Origin of the sequence: Pseudomonas sp. WS 5079 (assembly GCF_012985465.1) — a bacterium.
Lineage (GTDB): Bacteria > Pseudomonadota > Gammaproteobacteria > Pseudomonadales > Pseudomonadaceae > Aquipseudomonas.
In genome coordinates this window covers 602,121-612,914 of the sequence record NZ_JAAQWN010000003.1, presented here as the reverse complement: position 1 = coordinate 612,914, position 10,794 = coordinate 602,121, and the positions used below count along the sequence as shown (strand labels likewise).

The 10,794-nt window shown below is 60.7% G+C and carries 9 protein-coding genes; 6 read left to right on the top strand and 3 right to left on the bottom strand.

All coding sequences use genetic code 11. The annotated features are described in order from the left end of the window. Positions 1 to 395: 395 nt before the first annotated feature. Both HBO05_RS11440 and HBO05_RS11435 read right to left on the bottom strand, forming a co-directional pair. Positions 396 to 1,889 carry a CoA-acylating methylmalonate-semialdehyde dehydrogenase gene (locus tag HBO05_RS11440; RefSeq protein ID WP_170042556.1) on the bottom strand — a complete coding sequence of 498 codons (1,494 nt, stop codon included), beginning with the start codon at positions 1,887 to 1,889 and terminating at the stop codon, positions 396 to 398. A 74-nt stretch (positions 1,890 to 1,963) separates the two neighbouring features. Continuing rightward, positions 1,964 to 3,313 carry an aspartate aminotransferase family protein gene (locus HBO05_RS11435; RefSeq protein ID WP_169957156.1) on the bottom strand — a complete coding sequence of 450 codons (1,350 nt, stop codon included), beginning with the start codon at positions 3,311 to 3,313 and terminating at the stop codon, positions 1,964 to 1,966. A 125-nt stretch (positions 3,314 to 3,438) separates the two neighbouring features. On the opposite strand from HBO05_RS11435, the gene HBO05_RS11430 reads away from it, so the two are divergent. The 6 genes from HBO05_RS11430 (at position 3,439) to HBO05_RS11405 (ending at position 9,512) form a co-directional block, all read left to right on the top strand. Beyond that, positions 3,439 to 4,359, top strand: coding sequence for a LysR family transcriptional regulator (locus HBO05_RS11430; protein WP_172312670.1), 921 nt, complete (start codon positions 3,439 to 3,441; stop codon positions 4,357 to 4,359). Positions 4,360 to 4,445: 86 nt separating this feature from the next. Continuing rightward, entirely contained in the window at positions 4,446 to 5,840 is a 1,395-nt protein-coding gene (locus HBO05_RS11425) for a nucleobase:cation symporter-2 family protein (protein WP_170058655.1), read from the top strand. 87 nt (positions 5,841 to 5,927) lie between these two features. Continuing rightward, on the top strand, positions 5,928 to 6,587 hold the full coding sequence (locus HBO05_RS11420; RefSeq protein WP_169957152.1) for a TetR/AcrR family transcriptional regulator: 660 nt from the start codon (positions 5,928 to 5,930) through the stop codon (positions 6,585 to 6,587). 13 nt (positions 6,588 to 6,600) lie between these two features. Beyond that, a complete protein-coding gene (locus tag HBO05_RS11415) occupies positions 6,601 to 7,182 on the top strand; it encodes a YigZ family protein (RefSeq protein ID WP_169957150.1) in 582 nt (193 codons plus the stop codon). A gap of 46 nt (positions 7,183 to 7,228) precedes the next feature. Further along, the gene (locus tag HBO05_RS11410) at positions 7,229 to 7,915 is read left to right on the top strand and encodes an SDR family oxidoreductase (RefSeq protein ID WP_169957148.1); all 687 of its coding nucleotides are present in this window, start codon (positions 7,229 to 7,231) and stop codon (positions 7,913 to 7,915) included. Between the two features lie 241 nt (positions 7,916 to 8,156). Continuing rightward, positions 8,157 to 9,512: an 8-oxoguanine deaminase gene (locus HBO05_RS11405; RefSeq protein ID WP_172312668.1), complete on the top strand. Its 1,356-nt coding sequence runs from the start codon at positions 8,157 to 8,159 to the stop codon at positions 9,510 to 9,512. On the opposite strand, the gene HBO05_RS11400 is transcribed toward HBO05_RS11405, so the two are convergent. Further along, on the bottom strand, positions 9,513 to 10,601 hold the full coding sequence (locus HBO05_RS11400; protein ID WP_170042553.1) for a calcium:proton antiporter: 1,089 nt from the start codon (positions 10,599 to 10,601) through the stop codon (positions 9,513 to 9,515). Between the last annotated feature and the right edge of the window lie 193 nt (positions 10,602 to 10,794).

Below are 10,794 nucleotides of genomic sequence, written 5' to 3'. Positions count from 1 at the left end.
TCGTCTCAACCGAGGCGCGCATTCTACAGCAGCCTCATTTGCTGTCAAGTGATTATTTTCAGAAGCTTTCGAGGTTTTCCTCAACAACTTCAACCACTTGCGCTTTCGATCTCTCGTCAGCGGGAGGCGAATTCTACAGCGTTACACGCTGCTGTCAACACCTCTTTTTCAACTTCCTTTTGGCTTCGATGAACTGAAGCAACCTGCTGCCGAAAACCACATAACTCTTTGTTTACCAAGGAGTTTTCCGTTTCGACTGCGGCGGAAGTGGGGCGAATTATAGACAGATATAAATCGCCGTCAACCGTTACTTTCACAATTCTGTCATATCGGTCAAAAAAGCCCCGAAAACGCAAAGGCCGGCCCCAAGGGGCCGGCCTTCTGCTCATCCAACCTTACAAACTAGGGAACGCGAACTGCGACGCCTCATGGCTGGCACGCTGCGGCCAGCGCTGGGTGATCGCCTTGCGACGGGTATAGAAACGCACCCCATCCGGTCCATAGGCGTGCAAGTCGCCAAACAGCGAACGCTTCCAGCCGCCGAAGCTGTGATAAGCCACCGGCACTGGCAATGGCACGTTAACCCCTACCATGCCTACTTCAATCTCGTCACAGAACAGGCGCGCCGCCTCACCGTCACGGGTAAAGATGCAGGTGCCGTTGCCATATTCGTGATCATTGATCAGTTGCATCGCCGCTTCCAGGCTGTTCACCCGGACGATGCACAGCACTGGGCCAAAGATCTCTTCCTTATAGATGCGCATCTGCGGCGTCACGCGATCAAACAGGCAGCCACCGAGGAAGAAGCCGTCCTCATGACCGCTAACGCTCAAGCCACGCCCATCGACCACCAGCTCAGCACCCGAAGACACACCGTCTTCTATATAGCCGCTGACCTTGTCCCGCGCCTGCGCAGAAACCAACGGCCCCATGTCCAGGCCACAGGAAGTACCCGCACCAATCTTCAGCGCCTTGATCTGCGGTACCAGCTTGGCGATCAATGCATCCGCCACCTGGTCACCCACACAGACCGCCACCGAGATTGCCATGCAACGCTCGCCGCAGGAACCGTAGGCTGCGCCCATCAAGGCACTGACCGCGTTGTCCAGGTCCGCATCCGGCATCAGCACCGCATGGTTCTTCGCCCCGCCCAGCGCCTGTACACGCTTGCCGCGCTTGGTCGCTTCGGAATAGATGTACTCGGCAATCGGCGTCGAACCGACAAAACTCAAGGCCTTGACCTCAGGCGCCTCGATCAGCGCATCCACCGCGCCCTTGTCACCATGCACCACGCTCAACACGCCTTTGGGCAAACCGGCTTCCTGCAGCAACTGCGCAATCAACAGCGTCGAGCTTGGGTCGCGCTCCGATGGCTTGAGGATGAAGCAGTTACCGCAGACGATGGCCAGCGGATACATCCACAGCGGCACCATGGCCGGGAAGTTGAACGGTGTAATACCCGCCACCACACCCAGCGGCTGGAAGTCGGACCAGGCATCAATGTTCGGGCCGACGTTACGGCTGTACTCGCCCTTGAGGATTTCCGGCGCCGAGCATGCGTACTCAACGTTTTCGATACCGCGCTTCAACTCACCGGCGGCGTCTTCCAGGGTCTTGCCATGCTCTTCGCTGATCAACTGCGAGATGCGGGCTTCGTTCTGCTCCAGCAATTGCTTGAAACGAAACATCACCTGGGCACGCTTGGCCGGTGGCGTATTGCGCCAGGCCGGGAATGCCGCCTTGGCCGAGTCGATCGCCTGTTGAATGGTTTCACGGCTGGCCAATGGCACCTGGTGAATCACCTGGCCAGTAGATGGGTTGTAGACGTCGGCGCTACGACCGCTATCGTTAACCAGTTCGCCGTTGATCAAATGCTGGATAAGGCTCATGCAAGGCTCCTGAAAAGTTGTCCACAGGCGCGACACGCGTCGCGCCCGACAGTTGTTCTATATAGAAGGAGAAATCAGTCGATCGTGTTCAGCACTTCGCCGACCGCATCGAACAAGCGATCCAGGTCCTGCGGCTTGCTGTTGAAGGTTGGGCCGAACTGCAGGGTGTCGCCGCCAAAACGCACATAGAACCCGGCCTTCCACAACGCCATGCCTGCTTCGAATGGGCGCACGATGGCGTCCCCATCACGCGGTGCAATCTGGATCGCACCGGCCAGGCCGTAGTTACGAATGTCGATCACATTCTTGCTGCCCTTGAGGCCATGCAGCGCATTCTCAAAGTGCGGCGCGACTTCGGCCACGCTCTGCACCAGGTTTTCCTTCTGCAACAGATCCAATGCCGCCAACCCGGCTGCGCAAGCTACCGGGTGTGCCGAGTAGGTATAGCCGTGTGGGAATTCCACCGCGTACTCAGGCGTCGCCTGGTTCATGAATGTCTGATAGATCTCGCTGCTGGCAATCACCGCACCCATCGGAATCGCCCCGTTGGTGACTTGCTTGGCGATGCACATCAGGTCCGGCGTCACACCGAAGCTATCGGCACCAAACATCGAGCCGGTCCGGCCAAAGCCGGTAATCACTTCGTCGAACACCAGCAGGATGTTGTGCTGGTCACAGATTTCACGCAGGCGCTTGAGGTAGCCCTGGGGTGGTACGAGCACGCCAGCCGAGCCTGCCATCGGCTCGACGAACACCGCAGCGATGTTCGAAGCATCATGCAACTCGATCAGCTTGAGCAACTCGTCAGCCAGGGCAATACCGCCCAACTCCGGCATGCCGCGGGAGAAGGCATTACTGGCCAGCAGGGTATGGGGCAGGTGATCAACATCCATCATCGCCTGGCCAAAAATCTTACGGTTGCCGTTGACGCCGCCCAGGCTGGTACCGGCGATGTTCACCCCGTGATAACCACGGGCGCGGCCGATCATCTTGGTCTTGGTTGCCTGGCCCTTTAGGCGCCAGTACGCACGCACCATCTTCACCGCCGTGTCGGCGCACTCGGAGCCGGAGTCAGTGAAAAACACATGATTCAGGTTGCCTGGGGTCAGGTCGGTAATCTTTTCTGCCAACTGGAAGGACAAAGGATGACCGTATTGGAAGCCTGGCGAGTAGTCCAGGGTGCCCAGTTGCTTGGCGACCGCTTCCTGGATTTCCTTGCGCGTGTGCCCTGCGCCGCAGGTCCACAGCCCCGACAGCGAGTCATAGACCCGACGCCCCTTGTCATCGATCAACCAACTGCCTTCGGCACCCACGATCAGGCGTGGGTCGCGCTGGAAGTTACGGTTGGCGGTGTAAGGCATCCAGTGGGCATCCAGCTTCAATTGGCTGGCCAGGGTGGATGGGGCGTTTTCGGGCATGTTCATCAGCAAAACCTCGCAGGGCAAAAGGCAGCGTCGGGATTGAAAAGCGTTGTTGCAGCTAAATTGCCACGGGGATAAAGTCTAGGAAATGCAACTCTTCTAACCTTCAGTCAGGCATTCACTAAACTATGAGCAGCCGTCGACCCGACCCGCTAGCCCAAGTCAGCGACTTCGATATCCGCCTGTTGCGCATCTTCCGCAGTGTGGTGGAGTGCGGAGGCTTCTCGGCGGCGGAAACCGTGCTGGGCATCGGCCGTTCGGCCATCAGCCAGCAAATGAGCGACCTCGAACAGCGCCTGGGCCTGCGCCTGTGCCAGCGCGGGCGCGCCGGTTTCTCTCTGACGGAAGAAGGTCGCGAGGTCTACCAGTCCGCACTGCAACTATTAAGTGCGCTGGAGAGTTTCCGCACCGAGGTCAACGGCCTGCACCAGCACCTGCGCGGCGAACTGATCATCGGCCTGACCGACAACCTGGTGACCCTGCCCCATATGCGCATCACCCATGCCCTGGCGCAGTTGAAAGAACGCGGCCCGGACGTGCAGATCCAGATCCGCATGATCGCCCCCAACGAAGTGGAACAAGGTGTGCTCGACGGGCGCCTGCATGTCGGCGTGGTGCCCCAGGCCAGCGCACTGTCGGGCCTGGAGTACCAACCCCTGTACAGCGAGCGTTCGCTGCTCTACTGCGCGGTGGGCCATCCGCTGTTTTATGCGGACGACAAGCAACTGGACGACCACCGCATCAATAGCCAGGACGCCATCGCACCAACCTTCCGCCTGCCCGCCGATATCCAGGCCCATTATCAGGCGCTCAACTGCACCGCCAGCGCTTCCGACCGCGAAGGCATGGCCTTCCTGATCCTCACGGGGCGCTATATCGGCTACCTGCCCGACCACTACGCCAGCCTGTGGGTGCAACAAGACCGACTGCGTGCGCTGAAACCGCCTACACGTTTTTACGATTTAAGCCTGGCTTCGGTCACCCGCAAGGGCCGCCGCCCCCATTTGGTGCTGGAAAGCTTTCTCGACAGCCTGGCCGCGACCCGCTGATACGGGCCCCACACAAAACCTGAGCAAGTGGACAGCTTTTTGCAAGGCACAGGGACCATGAACCGTCAGCCCCGAGTCCACATGCCATGCCACCAGAATCCTCCAGCGCCAGCGACCTGATCTACGGCCTCAACGACCGTCCCAAACCACTGCCCGCATTGCTCGCGGCCCTGCAACATGTGCTCGCCAGCTTCGTCGGCATCATCACCCCGCCTCTGATAATCGGCTCGACCCTGGGCCTGGCCGCCCACCTGCCCTACTTGATCAGCATGGCGTTGATGGTTTCCGGTGTCGGCACCTTCATCCAGGCCCGTAGGCCGTTTGGAATTGGCGCGGGGATGATCTGCCTGCAAGGCACCAGCTTTGCCTTTCTCGGCGCAGTGTTATCGGCGGGTTTCCTGGTCAAGCAGCGCGGCGGCAGCCCGGAAGACATCCTGGCGATGATCTTTGGCGTGTGCTTTTTCGGCGCGCTGGTGCAGGTCGTGTTGAGCCGTTTTATCGGCCAACTGCGCCGGGTCATCACGCCGCTGGTAACCGGGATTGTGATTACCCTGATTGGCATCAGCCTGATCAAGGTGGGCATCACCGACCTGGGCGGCGGCTTCAATGCGCCGGACTTTGGCGCTCCGACCAACCTGGCCCTGGGCCTGTTCGTGGTGCTGACGATTATCCTGCTCAATCGCTCGAATACGCCGTGGGTACGCCTGAGCGCAATCATCATCGGCCTGCTATTGGGCAGCCTCGCCGCCTGGTTCAGCGGCAAGCTGGTGCCCCAGCCCCTGCCCGACCTGCCCTTGATCAGCCTGCCGACGCCGTTCCATTTTGGCTTCAGCTTCGACTGGAGCGCTTTCCTGCCGGTCGCGCTGATTTATCTGATCAGCAGCATCGAAACCGTGGGCGACCTCACCGCCAACTGCATGATCGCCCGCCAGCCCATCAGCGGCCCTTCCTATATAAGCCGGCTCAAGGGCGGCGTGCTGGGGGATGGCGTCAGTTGCATGATCGCCGCCACTTTCAGCGCGTTCCCCAACACCACCTTTGCCCAGAACAACGGCGTGATCCAGTTGACCGGCGTCGCCAGCCGCTATGTGGGCCTGTACATCGGCGTAGTGCTGTTTTGCCTCGGGCTGTTTCCAATGATTGGCGCGGTATTGCAGCAAATCCCCAAGCCGGTGCTCGGCGGCGCGACCCTGGTGATGTTCGGCAGCGTGGCCGCCGCCGGCGTGCGCATCCTGGCCCAAGCCCCGCTGGACCGCCGCAGCATGCTGATCATCGCCACCTCGTTTGGGGTCGGCCTGGGCATCGCCGCGCAACCGAACCTGTTACACCTGATGCCAACCCTGGTGCAAAACCTGTTCGATTCAGCCATCACCAGCGGCGGGCTGACGGCGATTGTGTTGTGCCTGATCCTGCCGGAATCCAAGGCGACAACGCCTGCCGCAAATCCACTCGTGGAAAACGACACGCTGGAACCGCTTTGACGCTTTTATCGTATCGGGACTTGTCTGAGGCTTGAGGGTGGGTTATCTGTGCAGCAATCGCATTCATCGATCTGCACGGAAACCTCCATGAGCCTCGAAGTTCCTGCCCACAACAGCCACGCCGGAAAACCCGCCAGCCGCATTCGGCAAAAGAACGAACAAGCGATCATCCAGGCCGCTGAAGACGAATTCGCCCGGCATGGCTACAAAGGCACCAGCATGAACACCATCGCCGCGAGCGCCGGGCTACCGAAGGCCAACCTGCATTATTACTTCACCAATAAGCTGGGGCTGTACATCGCGGTACTGAGCAATATCCTCGAACTGTGGGACAGCACCTTCAACACCCTGACCGCCGAGGATGATCCCGCCGAGGCGCTGACCCGCTATATCCGCACCAAGATGGAATACTCGCGGCGCCAGCCCCAGGCTTCGCGGATCTTCGCCATGGAGATCATCAGCGGCGGCGAATGCCTTACCGAATATTTCAGCCAGGACTACCGCGCCTGGTTCAGCGGCCGGGCTGCGGTATTCCAGGCCTGGATCGATGCCGGCAAGATGGACCCCGTGGATCCGGTACACTTGATCTTCCTGCTGTGGGGCAGCACCCAGCACTACGCTGACTTCGCGACCCAGATCTGCCGCGTGACCGGTCGCACCAAGCTGACCAAGCAGGACATGGAAGACGCCGGCAGCAACCTTATCCACATTATTCTCAAGGGCTGTGGCATCAAGCCTGCCCTCTGAACGAAGCGATCCAATGCCTTTCACCCTTACGGGCTTTTGCGAATTTCGCGAAGAAATCCGCAAAAGCCGCTTCATCACCTATGCCGCACCGATTACCAGCCCGCAGGACGCCCAGGCGTTTATCGAGCAGCACAGCGACCTCAACGCCACGCATAACTGCTGGGCCTGGAAACTCGGTGGGCAATACCGCAGCAACGACGACGGTGAACCCGGCGGCACCGCCGGGCGGCCGATCCTGGCCGCCATCGAGGCCCAGGGGTTTGACCAGGTCGTGGTGCTGGTGGTCCGCTGGTATGGCGGTATCCAACTGGGTACCGGTGGCCTGGCCCGGGCCTATGGGGGCGGCGCGAATAAATGCCTGCAAAACGCCGAACGGGTCGAACTGATCAGCCGCGTGCCCTTGAGTTGCGCCTGCGGCTTTGCCGAGTTGACGCTGGTAAAGCTGCGTGTCGCCGAACTGGGTGGCCTGGTGGTGGAAGAAACCTTCACCGCCAACGGCGTGGAGCTGCAACTGGCACTCGGCGAAGCCCATATCGACACCCTGCAAACGCAGTTGGCCGACCTGAGCCGCGGACGAATCCTGCTACAACGCTGAACCTGATAAGGTTGTTCACTAAACTCCGACGCCAAAGGAAGCCTTCATGTCTACGCCAAAAACCGCACTGATCATCGGCGCCTCGCGCGGGCTGGGCCTTGGCCTGGTCAAGCAATTGCTGGCTGATGGCTGGCAAGTCACCGCCACCGTGCGCAACCCGCAAAAAGCCGACGCCCTTAAAAACCTGGGCCCGGTACAGATCGAGCAACTGGACATGGACGACCAACAGGCCGTCATCGCCTTGAACCAGCGCCTGAAAACCCAGACCTTCGACCTGCTGTTCGTCAACGCCGGCGTCAAGGGCCCGGCCAACCAGACCCCGGGCCACGCGACCCAGGCCGAAGTCGGCCAACTGTTTTTCACCAATGCCGTGGCGCCGATCAACCTGGCTCAACGCTTTGCCCCGCAGATTCGCCAGGGCAGCGGCGTACTGGCGTTCATGAGCTCGGTGCTGGGCAGCGTGACCATGCCCGACGCACCAGACCTTGCGCTGTACAAGGCCAGCAAGGCCGCCCTGAACTCCATGACCAACAGCTTCGTGTCGCAATTGGGCGAGCAGAAACTGACCGTCCTGTCGTTGCATCCGGGCTGGGTCAAGACCGATATGGGCGGCGAAGGGGCCGACCTGGACGTGGAGACCAGCGTGCGCGGCCTGATTGCCCAAGTGAACGCCTACACCGGCAAGGGCGGCCATCATTTCGTCAACTACAAGGGCCAGACCATTCCCTGGTAACCCCACCCTGTAGGAGCCGGCTTGCCGGCGATGGCGTCACTGAGAACATCGCAATATTGGCGGGCCTCATCGACGGCAAGCCGGCTCCTACAGGATAAATGGATGTCGGATGAGCGGTGGATAGACCCCACCGCTCACTCCACGTAGACTTCCCACCTCGCCTTTACCGGCGACCCTGGATCAGCAGACAGGGCAACACTGAGCTGGCAAACCTGAACCCATCATTCAGAGGAGCCGGCCAATGCCTGCGACCCGTACCTGGTTAAAAAACCCTCTCGCGATTTTCACTGCCAATGCTCTCGATGCCCGTGGCGGCCTGGTGCTGCAAGACGGCGTGATCATTGAAGTACTCGCCCTCGGCCAACAACCAAGCTTGGCCTGCGAAAACACCTTCGACGCCCGCGAGCACGTGATCCTTCCCGGCCTGATCAACACCCACCATCACTTCTACCAAACCCTGACCCGCGCCTGGGCCCCGGTGGTCAACCAGCCGCTGTTCCCCTGGCTGAAAACCCTGTACCCGGTCTGGGCGCGCCTGACCCCGGAAAAACTGGCCCTGGCCAGCAAAGTCGCGCTCGCCGAACTGCTGCTCTCAGGCTGCACCACCGCGGCCGATCACCACTACCTGTTCCCCGATGGCCTGGAGCAGGCGATCGACGTGCAAGTCGACAGCGTGCGCGAATTGGGCATGCGCGCCATGCTCACTCGCGGTTCGATGAGCCTGGGCGAAGCCGACGGCGGCCTGCCACCGCAACAGACGGTGCAGCAGGGCGAAGTGATCCTCGAAGACAGCCAGCGCCTGATCAAGCGCTACCACGAGCGCGGCGATGGCGCGCAAATCCAGATCGCCCTGGCGCCCTGCTCGCCGTTTTCGGTCACCCCCCAAATCATGAGCGCCAGTGCCGAACTGGCCAACCAGCTCGATGTGCGCCTGCACACCCACCTGGCCGAAACCCTCGACGAAGAAGACTTCTGCCTGCAACGCTTCGGCCTGCGCACCGTGGACTACCTCGACAGTGTCGGCTGGCTCGGGCCCCGCACCTGGCTGGCCCATGGCATTCACTTCAACCCTGAGGAGATCGCCCGCCTGGGCGCGGCCGGCACCGGGATTTGCCATTGCCCAAGCTCCAACATGCGCCTGGCCTCCGGCATCTGCCCGACCCTGGACCTGATCGCCGCCGGCGCGCCGATTGGCCTGGGCGTGGACGGCTCGGCTTCCAACGATGCCTCCAACATGATTTTGGAAACACGCCAGGCCCTGTATATCCAGCGCCTGCGCTACGGCGCGGAAAAAATCACCCCTGAAGGCGTACTGGGCTGGGCCACCAAGGGTTCTGCGCAGTTGCTCGGCCGTAGCGATATCGGTGAACTGGCGGTAGGCAAACAGGCCGACCTGGCGCTGTTCAAACTTGATGAGCTGCGCTTCTCCGGCAGCCACGATCCTGTTTCGGCGCTGCTGCTATGCGGCGCCGACCGTGCGGATCGAGTGATGGTGGGCGGCAAGTGGCGGGTGATCGAGGGGCAAATCGAGGGCATGGACCTCAAGGGCCTGATCGCCGATCACAGCCAGGCGGCGCGGCAGTTGATCGCCGGCTGACTACACGCCCAGCAGCGACAACATGATAAAGGTCGCAAACAGCACAAAATGGGTCATCCCTTCGATGGCGTTGGTTTCGCCATCGTTGAGGTTGATCGCGCTGACAATCAGCGTGATAAACACCATCACGGTTTGCACCGGCGTCATCGCCATCTGAAACGGCTGGCCGGTGTACAGCGCCATGGCTTCCATCACCGGCACGGTCAAGATCACCGTCGACAACGAAGCACCCAGCGCGATGTTGACCACCGACTGCATGCGGTTGGCCAATGCCGCGCGCAAGGCGGTCAGAATCTCCGGGGCGGCGGAAATCGCCGCCACCAGGATCGCCGTGATCACCGGCGGCGCGCCCGTGCCCTCCAGGCCAAGGTCCAGGGTCTTGGACATCACTTCGGCCAATGCGCCAATCACCACCACGCCAAACACCAGGGTTGCGATGGAGAATGTCAGGTTGACCGGCGAAGCCTGTTCTTCCGGCAACGGCTTGCGGCGTTTTTCCGGATAGCTGTAGCTGAAGAAGTAGCTGTGTGGCCCCACCTGCATGCGCAGGAACAAGGCGTACAACACCACCATCGCGCCAATGGTGAAGGCCGAGTAGATTTTCCAATCGGCCTCGGGGATAAATTCCGGTACCACCATGGATACGCCCATGGCGGTGAGGATCATCACGCTGTAGGTCCGCGCCGAATCATCGTTGTAGGACTGTTCCCCATGCTTGATGCCACCCATCAGCGCGGCCAAGCCTAAGATGCCGTTGATATCCAGCATCACCGCCGAGTAAATCGTGTCGCGCACCAGGGTCGGCGACGCCTCGTTGCTCATCATGATCGCCAGGATCACCACTTCCACCAGCACTGCCGCGAGGGTCAGGATCATGGTGCCGTAGGGGTCGCCGACCTTTTCAGCGAGAAGTTCGGCGTGGTGGGCCACGCGCATCGACGCCATGACGATAAAACCGATCAGCACCAGGCCACCGAGCAGTGCCGTCACCTGCCCACTGTGCAGCAGCCAGTGCTCCAGCGAGTAGGCCGCGATGGCGGCGATCAGCGCCAGCCACATGAATTTTTCTTGCTTGAGGGATGTGAGCATTGCGGGCCTTTTCGAGCGGCGATTCAGTCATTGATGGGGTACAGACTGCGGCGATTCGCTAACGTTTCGTTACACCTTAGTTCATTCACCCATTGCCGCAGGCACGAACAATGCTTACCGCTCGGTCAGGTTTTACCGATTATTTGCGCCCTGGCCTGTAGAATGCCGCCATTGCACCTGATGAGAACGCACA